We start from the raw sequence: 16,869 nt of genomic DNA, 5'->3' as shown, positions 1-16,869 counted from the left end.
GGCCTCCCGGCCTGAGGGGGCATAGCCCCCTGCCTAGCCGCTGGGCACCACCGCCATGCAGCCCAGCGTGGCGGGGCTAATCCAGAATCACCCCCCTGCGCGCATGCGCAGGCGGCGGCAAGCTCGGCTCGCCCACCATGTCACGCACGGCATCTTCGATGATGCTGGACAGCGCATTGAGCGCGAGGTCGTTGTCTTCCGTGCCGAACGGGTCTTCCAGCTGCGAGGCAATGGCTTCGTGCGCCATGAAGGTGTAGGCCACAAACACCGAGAACACCGGCGTGAAATTGCCGATGCTTTCCACCAGCCCGAACGGCAGCGCCGCGCAGAAGAAATACACCGTGCGGTGGATCATCACCGAGTACGCAAAGGGCAACGGCGTACTGGCAATGCGTTCACACCCGCCGATGGCGTTGGAGAGCTCGTTCAGGTTGCGGTCAAACGCCAGCGCCGCCCAGTCGCCGATCGTCTTGTCATGCGTGCGCTGGCCCACCCATTCGCCCAGCCACTGCAGGAGGATGGCGGGCCGGTAGCGCGCCGCCATCACGCGGTCGAGCAACGGTGCCGGCAGACGGGCAGCGAGGTCTTCACGCGGGTCGGTATGGCGCAATTGATGGCGCAGCGCATGCGGCAGCGCGCCCAGCACGCGGACGAACGCGTGCACATCCGACTCGGACACACCGTCGCCCTGCCCGCCCCGGCGCGGCAACGTCGTGGCCTGCCGCGTGAGTGAGCGCGCAGCGATGAGTACCTGCCCCCAGAGCTTGCGCGCCTCCCAGTAGCGGTCGTAACTGGCGTTGTTGCGAAAGCCCAGAAACACCGCCAGCGCAATGCCGACGAGCGAGAACGGCGTGGTGCTGAGGTTGACGCGGATGGGCAGCCAATGCGCGTGCACCGCCAGCGCCACCATCGAGATACCGAAGATGAGGAACAGGCGTGGCAGCAACTGGGGCAACACCGAGCCGCGCCACGCAAGCAGCATGCGGAACCAGTGCAGGTGGGGGCGGACGACCATGAGGCAGACGCGTGCGCGTGTCAGGTGGGGTGCGGAATTATCGCAGACACCCTGGTGGCCCAGCGCACAACAGCACCTTGCGCGACGGTGCAAGCTGTCTACGCGAACCGAATTACCGACTGCTGGCCCGCGTTATTTCTCTTTCTTGTTGGGCCGATTTTCATTAGCACAACAAACCCACACAAGAAACAAAACGGAATAGAAATAGAAAGACAAACCCTCTCTAAAAATACAAACACAAATCGGCATAAAACGAATTGCCCCGTTTTACGCCGATTTGCGTGCGGAGCCAGAAAGCCCCGCATTGCTCAACCCGGATTAAACCGTGGTGTAAGCGCCCTTCGACCAGCCGTTGCCATCCCAGCACCACTCCGTGGTGTTGGTGCCGGTGGTGGCATACACGCGGATGTGGATGGTGTTGCCAACCAGCCAGCTGGTGACGGACACGTTATCGCCGGGCTCGGCGAACGCGCCCGTGTACCAACCTTTCCCGTCCCAGCAACGCTCGGTGATCTTGCCGCCGTTGGCCGTGTAGACGCGGATGGAAGGCACCGTGCCCCACGAAGTTGCGGCAGTCTGAACGTTCGACATGTTTTATCTCCATATGAAGTGAACGAGCTGGATCATTCTGTGATTCCAGTCTCAGCCAATCAATGCGGCATATTGTGTTGCCGCATTAACGACGCCCCGGGTTCAGGGCTTCGCTAGCATAAGCAAATAAAATTCGTGACGCCGCTGAGAGATATGAAGAGCAGATGGAGAATAAATTTACTGAACAGATTACCGATTTTCCATACACAACCATTGTGTTGAGTGCATCCGCAAAATAACCGTGACGCCATTGGCGCGGGTAATCAGGAACGGTCTACACCGAAATGGCTGCAAGTGGTGGCATAGATGCGGCCCGCCGTGGCTCGCAGGTAGGCGCCGACGGCGGGACACGTCGCGTGGGCGGGCTTACTGCACCGCGCCGATGAACGCTGCCAGCTCCGCCGTCTTGGGGTTGGCAAACACGTCCTTGGCGGGGCCGCGTTCATGGATCAGCCCCTGGTGCATGAACACGAGCTGGTCGCCCACGTCGCGGGCAAAGCGCATCTCGTGCGTGACCATGATCAGCGTCATGCCCTCGGCGGCCAGTTGCTTGACCACGGCCAGCACCTCGTTGACGAGCTCCGGGTCCAGCGCGGAGGTGATCTCGTCGCACAGCAACACCTTCGGCTGCATGGCGAGTGCACGCGCAATGGCCACGCGCTGCTGCTGGCCGCCGCTGAGCTGATCCGGATATGCGTCGAACTTATCGGCGAGGCCCACCTTGGCCATCATCTGGCGCGCGAGGTCATTGGCGTCGGCCTTCTTCATGCCCTTGACCACCACGGGCGACAGCGCGACGTTCTCGCCCGCCGTGAGGTGCGGAAACAGGTTGAACTGCTGGAACACCATGCCCACGTTCAGGCGCAGCGCACGCAGTTGCGCAGGCGTGGCCTGCGAGCCCTTGAGCACTGCGTTGTCGACCACGATCTGGCCGTCGTCGATGGCCTCGAGCCCGTTGATGGACCGCAGCAGCGTGCTCTTGCCCGAGCCGCTGCGCCCGATGATGGCGACCACCTGGCCGCTTTCGACGCGCAGGTCCACGCCCTTGAGCACATGGTTGTTGCCGTAATGCTTGTGTACGGCGCACAGATCAACGAGCGGCATAGAGCTTCTTTTCCAGATGAGAGGCACAGAGCGACAGCGGCCAGCACAGCGCAAAGTACGCAACGGCCACCAGCCCATAGATAAGGAACGGCTGGAACGTGGCATTGGCCAGCACCGAGCCCAGCTTGGACAGATCTTCAAACCCGATGATGGAGGCCACCGCCGTGCCTTTGACGATCTGCACGGAGAACCCCACCGTGGGCGCAATCGACAGGCGCACCGCCTGCGGCAGCACCACATGCCGCATCTGCTGGAAGTAGCCCATCGCCAGGCTGGAAGACGCCTCCCACTGCCCGCGCGGAATGGCTTCCACACAGCCACGCCACACCTCGGCCAGATAGGCGCTGGTGTACAGCGTCAGGCCGATGGCGGCGGCCGTCCACGGCGACATCTCGAACCCCGCCATGGACGCACCGAAGAACACGATGAACATCTGCATGAGCAGCGGCGTGTTCTGGAAGAGCTGGATGTACGCCTTGCTCACGCGCTGCAGGCCAACGTTGCGCCCCACGCGGGCAAACAGCACTATCAAGCCCGCCGTGCCGCCCAGCACAAAGGCCATGAGCGACAGCATGAGCGTGGCAAGCAGCCCTTCCCCCAGCTTGAGGAGAATCGGCAACAGAGGAATGTCGGCGATCATGCAGTGGTCTCCGCAGGCGTGGGGTTGACCGTGCGTGCAGCCGCCGATGCCACCGGCGCACGGCGGCCGACAACAAAGCGCTGCCCCACCCAGGCCAGCAACTGACGCAGCAACAGCGCGAGCGCAAAGTACAGCGCGGTGACGATCAGATAGGTTTCAAACGCGCGGAAGTTGCGCGACTGGATAAAGTTGGCCGCAAAGGTCAGATCCTGCGCGGCGATCTGCGAGACCACCGACGTGCCCAGCATCACGATCACGATCTGGCTGCTCAGCGCCGGCCACACCTTCTGCAACGCAGGCCGCAGCACCACGTGCCGGAAGATCGCCCAGCGGCTCATCGCCAGCGCGTTGGCTGCTTCCAATTGACCACGCGGCGTCTCTTGAATGCCCGCACGCACGATCTCCGTGATGTACGCGCCGAGGTTGACCACCGCCGTGAGCAGCGCGGCTTGCCATTCATTGATCTGCACACCCAGCGAGGGCAAGCCGAAGAACACGAACATCAGTTGCACCAGGAACGGCGTATTGCGGATGCCCTCCACATACACCTTGAACAGCGCGTTGAACGGCGCAATGCGCCAGGCGCGGCACACGCCCCCGGCGATGCCGATGGCACCACCGAGCACCGCGCCCGCCGCCGTGAGCGCTAGCGTAAACGCCGCGCCCTGCGCCAACTGGCCGCTGTAACTGAAGACAGCGCCAAAATCGAATTGATAAGCCATGGAGGTCATCCGTGGCCCGGCACGCCAACGTGGGTACCGGGCCTGTGTTGCGAAGGCGTGTGGGCCGCTTACAGCTTGGTAGGCAACGGCATCTTGATCCAGCGCTGCGACAAGTCGTTCAGGCGTCCGTCCGTCTTCAGCTTGGTGATGGCAGCGTTCACCTTGTCGAGCAGCGCGGGCTCGCCCTTGGCCACACCCACATAGCAAGGCGTGTCTTCCACGGGGAACTTCAGGTCCAGCTGGCGCAGCTTCGTGCGCTCGTTCACCGCGTTGGCCACGATGTTGCCCACCGTCACCAGCTGCACCTGACCGATCAGGTAGCTCTGCGCGGTGGCGTTGTTGTCTTCATAGCGCTTGATGGTGGCCGAGGCCGGTGCCACGGCCGAGAGGGCCAGGTCTTCCGTCGAGCCGCGCGTCACGCCAATCGTCTTGCCGGCCAAGTCCGCCGGCGTCTTGATCGACACATCCTTCGGGCCGTACACGCTCTTGGGGAATGGCGCATACGCCTGCGTGAAGTCGATCACCTTCGCGCGCTCGGCGTTCTTACCCAGGCTGGAGATCACGACATCCACCTTGCCCGTGGTCAGGAACGGAATGCGGTTGGTGCTGGTGACGGGCACGAGCTCGGCCTTCACACCGAGCTCCTTGGCGACGAGGTTGGCCATGTCGATGTCATAGCCCTGCAGCTTGAGGTCCGGGCCGAGCGAGCCGAACGGCGGGAAGTCGTTCGGAATCGCCACGCGGATCACGCCGGCTTTCTGGATGTTGGCCAGCGTGTCGGCGTGGGCCGCGCGGCCCGGCAACAGCGCAACCACCGCGCTGGCCGCCATGGCGGCGAGGAGGATAGTGCGGCGGGAGGTTTGGCCCAAAGTTTGGTGCAGGGCATGGCGAGCAGTGATGCGGGTCATTCAAGAACTCCTTCAGAAATCGAGACGAGGCGAAAGGAAACCGGTTCGGGTTGCATGGATTCGGATGCGGTGGGCGGGGCGTTCAGGTCGATCCCGCTGCGGCGCGCGGCCGAGAGAAGGTGGGCGCGCATGGCCTCTGCGCTGGCGGCGGCATCGCCCGCGGCAATGGCCTGCACGATGGCGTCGTGCTCGTGTGCGGGGTGGTCGTCTGCACCATTGCGGGCAAAGGGCAGGCGCAGGCTGTGACCAATGGCGTGCTCCAACTGGGCCGCCATCGCCATCAAACCCGGGTTGCCCGACTGCTGCGCCAGCAGCAGGTGGAAGTGCAAATCCGCCTCGGCCGCGCTCAGCAAGTCATTGCGTTCCAGCGCATGCGCCAACTGCTGCTGCAGCCATTGCAGGTGGCGCAGGCCGGCGGCGTGCATGCGCGCAGCGGCCAGCGCTGTCCAACCGGGCTCCAGCACCAGACGCAGCTCAATCAACTGACGCGGCGACAGCGTGCCCAGCGCCGGCGTGGCAAACGGGCGATGCATGCGCTCGGCACTGGCCTGCGGACCTCGCACCACCACGCCCCGGCTGGGCAGGATATCCACCAGGCCCAGCGTCTCCAGCACCGTCAACGCCTCGCGCAACGACGCGCGGCTCACGCCCAGGCTTTCTGCCAACTCACGCTGCGGCGGCAGGCGGCTGCCGCTGGGGTAATCGCCGCGGAGGATGCCTTGCTGGAGTGCTTGCGCAACGGAAGATGGAATGCTGTGCATGGGCCGACATGGAGAAAGACACGGTCGTGGTCTGACCGGTCGCCCACCGCTTATGCGAGTTTTGTGCCATGCAGCAATGCGCAGCGTTTTGTGGGGGTTGGAGGAGGGTTAATTGCCCTGGCGTGAGGCAGGCGCTGCCGGATGGGGCACCCATGGGGCAGCGGCAGCTTGGAGTTGGTGCGTGGTGGCACCGATTTGGGACGCCCTGGCGCGAACGCAGCAGTTGGGGCGCCCCACATGGAATGCGCAGGCACATGACTGCCCCAGGGCTGCGCTGAAGCCCCGGGTAGTGCCGAGCGCCGGCGTTGTCAGACCTGCGCCATCCCGCCGTCGACGAACAACTCGATGCCATTGATGAAGCTGGCCGCATCGGAGGCAAGAAAGGCGACGGCCTTGCCCACTTCGGCGGGCTCGCCAAGGCGACCCAGCGGCACCTGCGCGGCGAGGAAGTCGAACAGCCCCTGGCGCGTCTCATCCGAAGCCAAGCCGCCAAGACCCGGTGTGCGGATGGGACCAGGGCTCACCACATTCACGCGGATGCCGCGATCCTTCAGATCCATCACCCATGACCGGGCGAAGTTACGCACCGCCGCCTTGCTGGCGCTGTAGACGCTGAAGTTGGCTGTGCCCTGAACCGACACCGTGGACGATGTCAGGATGATCGATGCGCCGTCCGTCAGCAGCGGCAAGGCCTTCTGCACGGTGAACAGCACGCCGCGCACATTGGTCCCGAAAATGCGATCGAAATGCTCTTCAGTGATGGCGCCCAGCGGCATCATGTCGCCGCCGCCAGCATTGGCGAACAGAATGTCCAGCTTGCCGGCCACCTTTGCGATCTGTGCATAGACGGCGTCGAGGTCCGACAGCACCGACGCATCGGCCCGCAATGCGGTAGCACCAGCACCGATTTCTGCGACTGCCGCATCCAGTTCTGCCTGACGGCGCCCGGTGATGAACACCCGCGCCCCCTGGGCTGCCAGTTCCTTGGCGGCGCCAAGACCGATACCGCTGCTGCCACCGGTGACCAGGGCGATCTTGCCTTCCAGTTGCTTGCTCATGATGTGCTCCATGCTGTGATTTCAGGTTGGAATGAATGACCTTGCGACGGGCTGCTTCTTGTTCTGCGCTGCCCCATCGCGCTGGGCATGGACACACTGTAGGGCGCCGCCTATTTTCGAAAAAGCGCAGTAAATGGAATTACTATCTACAACCATAGATAATCAAAGACCGCGACCGCGGCGCGCCCATTCGGATGGATCAACTACTGGCAATGCGCTCTTTTGCGCGGGTGGTGGAGGCTGGCAGCTTTACGCGGGCGGCAGACTCGCTGGACATGCCCATTGCAACGGTCAGCAAGCAGGTGCAGGAGCTGGAGGCCCACCTGGGCGTGCGGCTGCTGCAGCGCACGACCCGACGTGTCACCGTGACGCCCGAAGGTCAGGATTACTACGCGAAGAGCACGCGCATCCTGCGTGACCTGGAAGACATCGACAGCGCGTTCAGTCTCGCGCGTGCGCGGCCGCGCGGTTCCTTGCGTATCGATGTCGGCGGCTCGACGGCGCGCGACGTGCTCATTCCCCTGCTACCGGATTTTTTGGCGCGCTATCCGGACATCAGGATCGATCTGGGCGTGTCGGACCGCTCGGTCGACCTCATTGCGGACAACGTCGACTGTGTCATCCGGGGTGGGCCCTTGGACAGTGCGTCTCTGGTTGCGCGCCGCCTGGGCGATGCACCGCTGATCACCTGCGCCGCCCCGGGGTACCTGAAGCAGTATGGAACGCCGGCCTACCCCGATGAGTTGAAGAATGGCCACCGGCTGGTGAGCTACGTTGTCAGCCAGAGTGGTCGCGCGGTGCCCTTCCGCTTTGAGCGCGATGGAGAAAAGACCGAGATCAAGGTCGAGCATCGCATCGGCGTGAACGAGAGCAATGCGCACCTGGCCGCCTGCGTAGCGGGCCTGGGCATTGTGCAGACCTTCGGTTACGCGGCTGAAGCTGCGATCAACGACGGCGCCCTGGTGGAAATCCTGAAGCCATGGCGGCCAGCGCCCTACCCCTTCCACGTCGTGTATCCGCAGACGCGCCATGTCACGCACCGCCTGCGAGTCTTCATTGACTGGCTGGTGGAATCGTTTCCGGCACGGCTTGAGCGGTGTCCGGCGAAGTAGCCCGGCACGGCATGCACCAACGGCAGAACTGCGGGGCTCTATTGCTCACCACAACGGTGACTTGGCTGCCGGGCTATCGATTGGATGGGCGCCACGGCCGCTAGGTCGAACACTGCGCCTACCGCGCCCACGCCCGGCAATGCTCCAGATACTGCCGTTCGTGCAGGCCGATCAAATCGACAATGGACGTCCAGAGCCAGAACGGCGCGTCGATGGATTTGCCGTGCCGGGCTTTCAGATCGCGGCGCCACGCCAGCGCGACATCGCGCGGCATCTGCTGCCCGTGCGCCAGGCCCACCACGTGGCCGAGGTAGGTGGCCAGCGATACGGCGTCTCGGGTGCCCAGGGTTTCGACGTCGAGCTTGAGGTCTTGCGGCAACAGCTCGCGCACGAAGAAGGTCGTGCCCAGCATGCGGACCCACGCCATGCGGTTGCCCAGCTCTGGGCAGACGTGGCGTGCGCCGGTGACCACGCGTTCACCGTTGTGCCGTGGCATGTCGGCCTTCGGTGCGCGCGGTGCGGCGGGTGCCGCGGCTTCTTTGAAATCGAGCAAACGATAGGGGCGTTCGGCGCACCCTCTTGCCGACAGCAACACGGCATAGCGCCGCTTGCCGAGCGAGCTGCAGCCCTTGACCCAATAGGCCGCATCGACGATTTCCGCATCGTCCCGATGACTGCCGTAGAGATGCCCGACCAGCTCCAGCAGGCCGGGCTGCTGCGTCAGTTGCTTCAGTGCGCGCTGCTCTTCGCGCGCGAGCGGCCAGAAGCGCTTGCCCAGCGGGATGGTCGGCGATGCATCTTCCAGCCGATCGCGGGCGAGCTGCTTCCACGTGCGGGCCGTAGCGGCCTTCATGGCGGTATGCACTGCGGAGGGCCGCTCGGGCAGCGACATGCCACCGTCCGGGTTGATGCCATCCAGGTAGCCCGTCATCAGGCCTTCCACCATGCGTGCCGTGACGATGCCGGGCAGGTCTGAGCCACGCGCCGCCGTGGCCAGCGAAACGCCCAACCGGATGAGGTCGTGCGCCGGGTTGCCGATGACCGTCTGGTCAAAATCGCGGATCTGGACGCTCGTGCTGCCCCGCATGTCGCCAATGGGGCCGAGGTTGCCGACATGGCAATCGCCGCAGATCCAGATGTCAGGCCCCTCGGGCAGCAGGTGCGGCTGCACCGCCGCCAGCCATTCATAAAACTTCTCGGTACTGCCGCGCACGTAGGCGTGCACGGACTTGGCCATCTTCGCCTGCCGCAGGCGCATGAGCACCGGGCCGCGGTCTTTGGGCTTGACGGTTTTTGCGGAGGGTTTTTGTTTGGCCATGCCTGCCTCCTGTTTTGCGACCGCAACGGTCGGTGCACGTTGGTCTGCCCATGCCCTAGCAGCAAAGAGGCCTGCCAGGTGCAAGGGCAGCCCGTCATCGGCACAAAGGCACCGACCCCACCCAGATATTCAAGAACTCTCACCAACCCCGCGCTTGCCTTGACGCGCGCAGAGGCGACATGGGATACCGCGTGTGCAACACGGCGCACCCCTCTTTCGTAGGGGGTCCTGCCGTATCCACCCATCCCAAAAAATGAGCCCAGCAATGTCGTCGACGTGGAAAAGAACAAGCGCACCGCGCGCGCGCAGCATGGTGATCGGTCTGCTGAGCCTGTGGCTGGCGGCTTGCGGCGGCGGCGCGTCCGACACGCCTGCCGACACCTCCACGACCGCAACGACCGCACCCGTGTCTGCGTCCAACCCCGGGGAGCGCCCGCCGCCGTCGCCGGCGCCCACCCCCGGGTCAAGCCCCGCTGCGCCGACCCCTGCGCCCGCTCCGACGCCAACACCAACCCCGGCGCCCGCGCCAACGCCAACTCCGGCGCCCACTCCAACGCCGACGCCCACCCCGGCACCGAGCCCCACGCCCGCCGCGACGATCAGCTGGGCCACGCCCGCATCCATCGGATGGGGCACGGCGCTCAGCACGGCGCAGTTGAACGCCACGGCCAATGTGCCCGGCACCTTCGTCTATTCGCCGGCGGTTGGGACCAAGCTTGAGGTCGGCACGCAAACGCTGTCGGTCACCTTCACCCCGCAAGACACGAGCAAGTACGCCCCCACCACCGCCGTGCGCACGCTCACCGTCAACAAGGCCGAGCCGCCGGTGCGGTGGGACCTGCCCAACGCCGTGCTGCAGGGTTCCGCCCTCACGCCCGCGCAGGTCAGCACCACGCCCTACTCGCTGTATGGCATCCAGGGCACAGTGGACCCAGCGTCGTACACCACGGCAGATGGCGCACCGCTGAGTGCCTCCACCACCAGCACGGCTGGCAGCGTCATCCTGCAGGCTACGTTTGTGCCGCGGGACAGCGCGCACTATCGGTCGGCGCTGGTCAGCACGGCGCTGACGGTCAAGCCCGCCGCCACGGCCGCCGCCATCAACTTTGGCAGCGCAAAGCAAACCATCCAGGGCTTCGGCGGATCGGCGGCCTGGTACTACAGCAAGATGGCGGACGACCGCGTGAACGCGCTGTTCGGCACCAGCCTGACCGACAGCCTGGGGTTGTCCATCCTGCGGCTGCGCGTTGCGCCCGCCGAGTGGAACACCACCACCCAGACGGCCGACACCACCCAATGGACCGCCGAGCTGGCGAACGGCGCCGCCGCCCAGGCACGCGGCGCCCTCGTCTTTGCCACGCCGTGGACGCCCCCGGCCAGCATGAAGATCGTCAACACCAGCCGCAGCAACCCGCTCTACAGCGGCCGCCTGGACCCGGCGCGCTATGCCGACTACGCCAAATACCTGAACAGCTACATCCGGTACGCCGCCACCCGCAACGTCAACCTCTACGCCATTTCCACGCAGAACGAGCCGGACTGGGACCCGGCCACCTATGAGTCCTGCCTGTGGAGTCCCGACGAAATGACCACCTGGGCCGCCGGCTATGGCGCAGCGGCCGTTGCCGGTACATCGGCCAAGCTGATGGCGCCCGAATCGTTCTACTTCTCGCAGGCTACGGTCAACACGATGCTGGGCAACACCAATGCCGCCGGCAACCTCTCCATCATTGGCGGCCACCTGTACGGCGGCGTGCCGGCCTATTCGGCCTCGGCCCGCAGGCTGGGCAAGGACGTGTGGATGACCGAACACTTCCTGGATTCCGTCAACAAGGCCGACAACAAAACGGCCTGGCAGACCAGCATCGACGATGCCATTGCCCTTGCGAAGGAAATCCACGACGGCTTTACGCTGGGGCAGTACAACGCATACGTGTACTGGTGGCTGGTCAACTCCAACGATGCCCAGCCCACCGGCCTGATCGGCTCGGACAACAAGCCCACCTACTTCGGCATCGGCCTGAAGCACTTCTCGTACTTCATCCGCCCGGGCTACGTGCGCTACGACACCACCGTGTTGCCGCAGAAAGGGGTGCGCGTTTCTGCGTTCGGCACGCCTGCGGGCGCGAGCGACAACAAGGCCGTGGTGGTGTTGGTGAACGAGAACGCTACGGACGTCACGCTCACCGCATCGATCAACCCTGCGGGCCGCGCGTTGACCAGCCTGACGCCCTACCTCACCACCGCCACGGCCACGTTTGCGCAGCAGCCGGCGCTGGGTGTGAGCGGCAATACGTTCACCGTGACGTTGCCGGCGAAGAGCATTACGACGCTGGTGAACTAAGCGCCGCGATTGCGGCATCGGGCATCGGCCGCCTTGGCGCGGCCGTCGTGGCCATGTGGTGACCACGCTTTCCCATCAGGGCTCAGCGCGCCCGTGTAGCCAACGGCGCGCCCTGGACAACCAGCCCGTGGGTGCGGGCTCGGCCAGAGGCGTCTGCGCAGGCCCCACCGCTTGGTTGGCGACGCTGATCTCCAACGCGCCACGCGCCTTCAGCGTACGCAACAGCAAGCGCGCCTCTTCGAGCTCAAGTGCACCGTGATGGGTCAGCTCATCCAGGCTGACAGCGCGCGCGGCCATGTCCTCCATCGCCACGCGAAAGCGCGGTTCCGCAAAGCGCGCATCCAGCGCGACCGGCCTCAGCAAGCGGTACGTGGGCTTGTCGTTCGCGGCGGTGTCGATATCGGCGTCGGTACGGATGAACGGGGCATCGCTGGCGTCGGGAGCGTGGGTCACGTCGGTCGGCTGCCTGCGACTGTCCATCAGCCGCAGCGCAATCAGGTCCAGTGCACCCCAGAGCATGGGTGTACTGAAGGCGCGTGGCAGCGTGAACACGTCATCGCCAAACACGTCGGGCGCGGGTTGACCCAGCCATAGCTTGAAGGGCGCTGCCGTGCGCACGTCGGCTGGCTCGCCCTCCAGCACCAGCACGTCCGCCTGGTGCGGCGCGACTTCATCCCATTGATAGAGCGAGCGTGCTGCGATCGCCCGGATGCTGGCACGCACTCGGTGCTGCTGGCGCTCATCGAGATACTGCAGCGAAATGCGGCCACGCCGGTTGTCCACCAACGGCACCGCGGATGGCGTGTGAGACTGCATGCGGCTTCCCCTTCATCACAAAGCAAAGGCCACTGACCGTGCAGGGCCAACGCAGTGCCGAGGGAGGTCCTCACACCTAGGGCGGACTGGCGATGACCCGTTCATGCCAAGCCGCGCACTGCGCTTTTTATTGTCGGCTGTGCAGGGCTTGCGCCTGACACGCCGTATCAGGCCGGAAACTACCATCTGCACGCGCGCCATCCGCGTGCCTGAGAAAAGTTGAGCATCGGCACGGTAGCCAAGCCCATGCGATTTTTCTCCTCGCCAAACCCGTTGACCTTGTCACGATGACAAGGTGTTCACTGCCGGGTGAGGAGGCGTTCATGACCCATCACACATTGACCCAAGCGCTGGCGCACCCGGATGCTTCACGGCGCCTTTCTGCGGCGCTGGGTGCCGGCATGGCGCCCGATCCGGGCAATATCGTGCCGCTGATAGAGCGTTGCCGCGCCGAGCCGGATTTCTTCGTCCGCGACATGCTCACCTGGGCCCTCACCCGGCATGCGCAGGAGCTGACCGTGCCGTTGCTGCTGGACGAGCTGCGCTCACCGCTGGCACAAGCGCGTAGCCAAGCGCTGCACACGCTCTCAAAGATTGGCGACCCGGCAACGTGGCCGGCGATCACCAGCGCGCATCTGCATGACCCTGATCCGGAAGTCGCGCGCACGGCGTGGCGTACCGCAGCAGGTCTGGTGCCGACCGGGCAACGCACGGCGTTGGCACACGAACTGGTGCGCGAGCTGGGCCGCGGCGACAAACACCTCCAGCGCAGCCTGAGCCGAGCGTTGCTCATGCTCGGAGACGACGCCGTAGCCCCGCTCGAAGCGGCCGCGGCTCACCACACGGACCCAGCAGTTCGCATTCACGCCTGCGCCAGTCTCAGGCTACTCGCCGACCCGGAGGGTGCGTTTGTGCTCGATTCGGCCGATGCCGAGCGCGCGGGTGCTCCATTGCCAGATGCCGATGCATCGGCAAGTTGCCCACCACCGCTTTGATAGAATTTTTTCGGCACCCAGACGACACCGGAGACACCTAATGCGCATCAGCGAGTTGGCCAAGCGCTCCGGCGTGAGCGCGCGCATGCTGCGGCACTACGACAGAATCGGACTGATCAGCCCATCCGGGCGTACCGAAGCGGGATACCGCGCGTATTCGGAAACCGATGCCTGGCGCCTGTTCCAAGTGGAAAGCCTGCGAGCGTTGGGCCTTGGCCTTGCCGAGGTGCGCGAGGCACTCAGCCAGCAAGCACCCCGCCCCGATGTACTCATTGGTGCGTTGATGGCACGCAGCCGCGAACGGTTGACCGCAGAGCAAGCGTTGCTTTCCCGGCTGACTGCCGTGTCCGCCGCGTCCCCCGAGGATTGGCCCGCCGTGCTTGACGTCGTGCAGTTGCTGAAAGGACTGGACTCGACGCATGCGCCTGAGCGGCAGCGTGCTGCGTTGGACGCCGTATCGAGTGATGCCCCGCTGGCAGAACTCATCGCCCACGCACTGCTGCAGGAGCAAGAGCCGAATGTCGCGGGGGCGTTGCGCTGGGCGTTGGGAAGAACCGAAGGCAGCGGCGCCAGCGTACTCGGCGCGGCGCTTCAACAGCCGGATCCGGCCATGCGCGAAAGGGCCGTCCTCGCGCTGGCGAAACTCGGCGGCGCCGACGCGGTGGCGATGTTGCGTGGCGCCTTGCGCGACCCCGCAGAGCACGTGCGATACCGCGCTGCGCGGGTGCTTGGCGAATGGGGCGTACGCGACGCCATTCCCCTGCTGATCGAGCAGGTTGTCGTCGGGGCACACGATGTTGAGGCGGCTGATGCGCTGGCCGACTTGGCGGAAGACCCGGTGATCGCGCAGCAGATTGTCGAGCGTTTCGAAGCCGCGATCTCGGACGGGCATGCCGATGCTCCGGCCCGTGTGCGCATTGGTCAGGCGCTTGCGGAGATCAACGAAGCGGCATCGGCGCTGCTTGCGCGGCTGGCTGATGATGCGGACCCGGCGGTGGTGCGCACCGCGCGTTATGTGATGGGGATTCGCAGAAACGACTGACAGGTCCACCCAACGCGCCATTTCCTCAACAATTCTCAGAATTGCAGCAGGCTCGCCCGGACTAATGGCACCGTAACCCTATTGATCTCCGCCTCGCCTAGGACGACGCGGGTCTTACGCGGTTTATGGAGCCAACTTGGACAAACCATCCCCCCCACAAACAGATTCCCTCATGCTGAAATGGCCCGAAGGTGAGGCTATTTCCCGCCGGTCCATGCTGCTTAGCATGCTGGCACTTGGCTTGTCGGCTTGCGTCGGTTCCGGTGACGGTGGCGTGGGCGGCGCCTCTGCCGGTGGCAGTGTCCCGGCCGGTGGCAGTACCGGTGGCGGTGGCGGTGCCCCGGCCGATGGCGGTACCGGTGGCAGTGGCGCCCCGGCAAATCCGGTGCGTGCGTTTGTGCATCCGGGAGGCTTTCACACCCAGGCCGACTTTGCCCGCATGAAGGAAAAAGTGGCCGCCAAGGCATCGCCCTGGATCGACAGCTGGAACTTGTTGATCGCCGACGGACGTTCCCAGCTGGGTTACACCCCGAACCCGCAAGTCGTCGTGCACCGCGGCGACCCGCCCTATGGCGACAACGTCTATTGGTTGTGTACCGATATATCCGCCGCTTACGCCTGTGCCTTGCGCTGGAAGATTTCGGGCGATCAGCACTATGCCGACAAGGCCGTGCAGATCATGAATGCCTGGTCTTCGACGCTGACCAAGATCGGCTGGAGCGACGGCCACTACGACGGCTTTCTCGCGGCGGGATTGCAGGGATACCAGTTTGCCAATGTGGGCGAGATGATGCGCGACTACCCGGGCTGGGCGGCGGCGGATTTTGCGCGCTTCCAGACCATGATGCGCAACGTGTTCTATTCTTCGATGCTCTCTGGCCTGCTGACCAATCCGAGTAGCCTGGCGGTCTATTCCAGCTGGGATCTGTGCACGATCGCAGCCATCCTGTCCATCGCCATCTTGTGCGACGACCGCGCGGTATTCGACGCCGCGATCAATTACTTCAAAACGGGTCTCGGCAACGGCGGCGTGTTCAACACCGTGAACTACATCCACCCCGGCTATCTTGGGCAAACGCAGGAATCCGGGCGCGATCAAGGCCACAACACGCTCAGTGTGGCGCTGCTTGCGACCATCTGCGAAGTGGCCTGGAACCAGGGCGAAGACTTATACGGATTCGCCAACAACCGCGTGCTGGCCGGTGTCGAATATGTTTCCAAGGGCAACCTGACCGACCCAGCAACGGGGGCGTTGTATGTGGTGCCGTTCGCCCCCTACACCAACGGCGGCGCGCCCGACACCGCGTTTGCCGTCGGCACGCAGGGCGCGCGGCGCATCGGCTGGGCATCGCTCTATCACCACTACGTCAACCGCAAGGGGCTGTCCGCGCCCTACACGGGCCAATACATGCTGGCGACCCAGCCGGAAGGCGCTTCGGTAGGCGACGAGCTCGGCTACGGCACGCTGACCTTCACACGCGACCCGATCGCCTCCGGCGTGCCGCCCAGCGGCCTGACTGCCTACGTCACCGGCGGCAGCGTGGTGCTGTCATGGTGGGGCACAGCCTATGCGACGAGCTACACCGTCAAGCGCAGCACCACCCAGGGCGGCCCCTACACCACAGTCGCCACCGGCATCGTCGATCCGCGAACGTATACCGATCCCTCTCCTGCGGCAGGAACGTACTACTACGTCGTAACCGCGACGACGCCCAGCGGCGAGACGGCGATCTCCAACGAGGCGAAAGCAATCACTGCCGTGCAACTGCACACCCACCTCGCCTTCGATGAAGGCAGCGGAACGCAGGCGGCGGACAGCAGCGGCAACCTGCACAACGCCGTGCTGGTGAACGGCGCATGGGGCGCAGGCAAAACCGGCAGCGCCGTGTCACTGAACGGCAGCAATGCCTATGTCAGCCTGCCCGACGACTTGGTGACCGACTTGGCCGACTGCACCATCGCGGCCTGGGTGTACTGGAACGGCGGCAATGCCTGGCAGCGCATCTTCGATTTCGGCGCGAGCATGGGTCGCTACATGTACCTCACGCCCGGCACCAACACCGGCACCCTGCGCTTCGCCATCACCACCAACAACGGCGTGGGGGAACAAGGCTTCACCACGTCCACGGGGCTGCCCGTCAAACAATGGGTGCATGTTGCGGTGACGCTGGCCGGAGCGACCGCCACGCTCTACGTCAATGGCGTCGCCATCGGCAGCAACAACACGATGACCACCGCCCCGTTCCGCATGGGCCCCACCAACCAGAACTGGCTCGGCCGATCGCGATACCCGAACGACCCGTATTTCAACGGCCTGATCGACGACTTCCGCATCTATCACGGTGTGCTGACGCAGGGGGAAATTGCGGCGCTTTAGATCGTGCAATAAGGGGCAGACCCAATGCTGTTCGGTTAATGTCCCATCACGGGAATGCGTCAATCA

15 protein-coding genes are annotated in these 16,869 nt (G+C 64.7%); 5 read left to right on the top strand and 10 right to left on the bottom strand.

Annotated elements, in window-relative coordinates; genetic code table 11:
• Nucleotides 1-76: 76 nt before the first annotated feature.
• The 8 genes from ACS7SF_RS10730 to ACS7SF_RS10695 all read right to left on the bottom strand — a co-directional run bounded on the left by ACS7SF_RS10730 (nucleotide 77) and on the right by ACS7SF_RS10695 (nucleotide 6,799).
• Nucleotides 77-1,015 (bottom strand): bestrophin family protein, encoded by a 939-nt coding sequence (locus ACS7SF_RS10730; protein WP_439889773.1) that lies wholly within the window; start codon nucleotides 1,013-1,015, stop codon nucleotides 77-79.
• A gap of 318 nt (nucleotides 1,016-1,333) precedes the next feature.
• Nucleotides 1,334-1,606 carry a fucose-binding lectin protein gene (locus ACS7SF_RS10725; RefSeq protein ID WP_439889772.1) on the bottom strand — a complete coding sequence of 91 codons (273 nt, stop codon included), beginning with the start codon at nucleotides 1,604-1,606 and terminating at the stop codon, nucleotides 1,334-1,336.
• A 366-nt stretch (nucleotides 1,607-1,972) separates the two neighbouring features.
• Nucleotides 1,973-2,710 (bottom strand): amino acid ABC transporter ATP-binding protein, encoded by a 738-nt coding sequence (locus ACS7SF_RS10720; RefSeq protein ID WP_439889771.1) that lies wholly within the window; start codon nucleotides 2,708-2,710, stop codon nucleotides 1,973-1,975.
• Nucleotides 2,697-3,350: an amino acid ABC transporter permease gene (locus tag ACS7SF_RS10715; protein WP_439889770.1), complete on the bottom strand. Its 654-nt coding sequence runs from the start codon at nucleotides 3,348-3,350 to the stop codon at nucleotides 2,697-2,699. Before ACS7SF_RS10715 ends, ACS7SF_RS10720 begins: the two co-directional genes overlap by 14 nt.
• Nucleotides 3,347-4,072 (bottom strand): amino acid ABC transporter permease, encoded by a 726-nt coding sequence (locus ACS7SF_RS10710; RefSeq protein ID WP_439889769.1) that lies wholly within the window; start codon nucleotides 4,070-4,072, stop codon nucleotides 3,347-3,349. The genes ACS7SF_RS10715 and ACS7SF_RS10710 overlap by 4 nt, the downstream gene beginning before the upstream one ends.
• 68 nt (nucleotides 4,073-4,140) lie before the next feature.
• Nucleotides 4,141-4,980 carry a transporter substrate-binding domain-containing protein gene (locus tag ACS7SF_RS10705; RefSeq protein ID WP_439889768.1) on the bottom strand — a complete coding sequence of 280 codons (840 nt, stop codon included), beginning with the start codon at nucleotides 4,978-4,980 and terminating at the stop codon, nucleotides 4,141-4,143.
• Nucleotides 4,977-5,741, bottom strand: a complete 765-nt coding sequence (locus ACS7SF_RS10700; RefSeq protein ID WP_439889767.1) for a FadR/GntR family transcriptional regulator — start codon at nucleotides 5,739-5,741, stop codon at nucleotides 4,977-4,979. Before ACS7SF_RS10700 ends, ACS7SF_RS10705 begins: the two co-directional genes overlap by 4 nt.
• 308 nt (nucleotides 5,742-6,049) lie before the next feature.
• Entirely contained in the window at nucleotides 6,050-6,799 is a 750-nt protein-coding gene (locus ACS7SF_RS10695; protein ID WP_024977326.1) for an SDR family oxidoreductase, read from the bottom strand.
• Nucleotides 6,800-6,993: 194 nt separating this feature from the next.
• Here ACS7SF_RS10695 and ACS7SF_RS10690 point away from each other — a divergent pair, with 194 nt between their 5' ends.
• Nucleotides 6,994-7,911 (top strand): LysR family transcriptional regulator, encoded by a 918-nt coding sequence (locus tag ACS7SF_RS10690; protein WP_439889766.1) that lies wholly within the window; start codon nucleotides 6,994-6,996, stop codon nucleotides 7,909-7,911.
• A gap of 118 nt (nucleotides 7,912-8,029) precedes the next feature.
• Here ACS7SF_RS10690 and ACS7SF_RS10685 read toward each other — a convergent pair whose 3' ends face one another.
• Nucleotides 8,030-9,229, bottom strand: a complete 1,200-nt coding sequence (locus tag ACS7SF_RS10685; RefSeq protein ID WP_439889765.1) for a DUF2252 family protein — start codon at nucleotides 9,227-9,229, stop codon at nucleotides 8,030-8,032.
• A gap of 310 nt (nucleotides 9,230-9,539) precedes the next feature.
• On the opposite strand from ACS7SF_RS10685, the gene ACS7SF_RS10680 reads away from it, so the two are divergent.
• On the top strand, nucleotides 9,540-11,573 hold the full coding sequence (locus ACS7SF_RS10680; protein ID WP_439889764.1) for a glycoside hydrolase family 30 beta sandwich domain-containing protein: 2,034 nt from the start codon (nucleotides 9,540-9,542) through the stop codon (nucleotides 11,571-11,573).
• A 75-nt stretch (nucleotides 11,574-11,648) separates the two neighbouring features.
• Here ACS7SF_RS10680 and ACS7SF_RS10675 read toward each other — a convergent pair whose 3' ends face one another.
• Entirely contained in the window at nucleotides 11,649-12,389 is a 741-nt protein-coding gene (locus ACS7SF_RS10675) for a hypothetical protein (RefSeq protein WP_439889763.1), read from the bottom strand.
• 323 nt (nucleotides 12,390-12,712) lie between these two features.
• Between ACS7SF_RS10675 and ACS7SF_RS10670 the strand changes: the two genes are divergently transcribed.
• From ACS7SF_RS10670 to ACS7SF_RS10660, 3 genes are all read left to right on the top strand, one after another.
• Nucleotides 12,713-13,384 (top strand): HEAT repeat domain-containing protein, encoded by a 672-nt coding sequence (locus ACS7SF_RS10670; protein ID WP_439889762.1) that lies wholly within the window; start codon nucleotides 12,713-12,715, stop codon nucleotides 13,382-13,384.
• A 40-nt stretch (nucleotides 13,385-13,424) separates the two neighbouring features.
• Nucleotides 13,425-14,426 (top strand): MerR family DNA-binding transcriptional regulator, encoded by a 1,002-nt coding sequence (locus ACS7SF_RS10665; protein ID WP_439889761.1) that lies wholly within the window; start codon nucleotides 13,425-13,427, stop codon nucleotides 14,424-14,426.
• A gap of 226 nt (nucleotides 14,427-14,652) precedes the next feature.
• The gene (locus tag ACS7SF_RS10660; protein ID WP_439889760.1) at nucleotides 14,653-16,803 is read left to right on the top strand and encodes a LamG-like jellyroll fold domain-containing protein; all 2,151 of its coding nucleotides are present in this window, start codon (nucleotides 14,653-14,655) and stop codon (nucleotides 16,801-16,803) included.
• Nucleotides 16,804-16,869 lie beyond the last annotated feature (66 nt).

It is taken from the genome of Ralstonia sp. 25C (assembly GCF_051904805.1).
Lineage (GTDB): Bacteria > Pseudomonadota > Gammaproteobacteria > Burkholderiales > Burkholderiaceae > Ralstonia.
This window is presented reverse-complemented; position numbering and strand designations above follow the sequence as displayed.

Bases quoted from the DNA above. Each gene is read 5' to 3' on its own strand.
- ACS7SF_RS10700 (WP_439889767.1), bottom strand. From the start codon at position 5,741: ATGCACAGCATTCCATCTTCCGTTGCGCAAGCACTCCAGCAAGGCATC.
- ACS7SF_RS10730 (WP_439889773.1), bottom strand. From the start codon at position 1,015: ATGGTCGTCCGCCCCCACCTGCACTGGTTCCGCATGCTGCTTGCGTGG.
- ACS7SF_RS10660 (WP_439889760.1), top strand. From the start codon at position 14,653: ATGCTGGCACTTGGCTTGTCGGCTTGCGTCGGTTCCGGTGACGGTGGC.
- ACS7SF_RS10675 (WP_439889763.1), bottom strand. From the start codon at position 12,389: ATGCAGTCTCACACGCCATCCGCGGTGCCGTTGGTGGACAACCGGCGT.
- ACS7SF_RS10710 (WP_439889769.1), bottom strand. From the start codon at position 4,072: ATGGCTTATCAATTCGATTTTGGCGCTGTCTTCAGTTACAGCGGCCAG.
- ACS7SF_RS10690 (WP_439889766.1), top strand. From the start codon at position 6,994: ATGGATCAACTACTGGCAATGCGCTCTTTTGCGCGGGTGGTGGAGGCT.
- ACS7SF_RS10665 (WP_439889761.1), top strand. From the start codon at position 13,425: ATGCGCATCAGCGAGTTGGCCAAGCGCTCCGGCGTGAGCGCGCGCATG.
- ACS7SF_RS10695 (WP_024977326.1), bottom strand. From the start codon at position 6,799: ATGAGCAAGCAACTGGAAGGCAAGATCGCCCTGGTCACCGGTGGCAGC.
- ACS7SF_RS10680 (WP_439889764.1), top strand. From the start codon at position 9,540: ATGGTGATCGGTCTGCTGAGCCTGTGGCTGGCGGCTTGCGGCGGCGGC.
- ACS7SF_RS10705 (WP_439889768.1), bottom strand. From the start codon at position 4,980: ATGACCCGCATCACTGCTCGCCATGCCCTGCACCAAACTTTGGGCCAA.
- ACS7SF_RS10720 (WP_439889771.1), bottom strand. From the start codon at position 2,710: ATGCCGCTCGTTGATCTGTGCGCCGTACACAAGCATTACGGCAACAAC.
- ACS7SF_RS10670 (WP_439889762.1), top strand. From the start codon at position 12,713: ATGACCCATCACACATTGACCCAAGCGCTGGCGCACCCGGATGCTTCA.
- ACS7SF_RS10685 (WP_439889765.1), bottom strand. From the start codon at position 9,229: ATGGCCAAACAAAAACCCTCCGCAAAAACCGTCAAGCCCAAAGACCGC.
- ACS7SF_RS10725 (WP_439889772.1), bottom strand. From the start codon at position 1,606: ATGTCGAACGTTCAGACTGCCGCAACTTCGTGGGGCACGGTGCCTTCC.
- ACS7SF_RS10715 (WP_439889770.1), bottom strand. From the start codon at position 3,350: ATGATCGCCGACATTCCTCTGTTGCCGATTCTCCTCAAGCTGGGGGAA.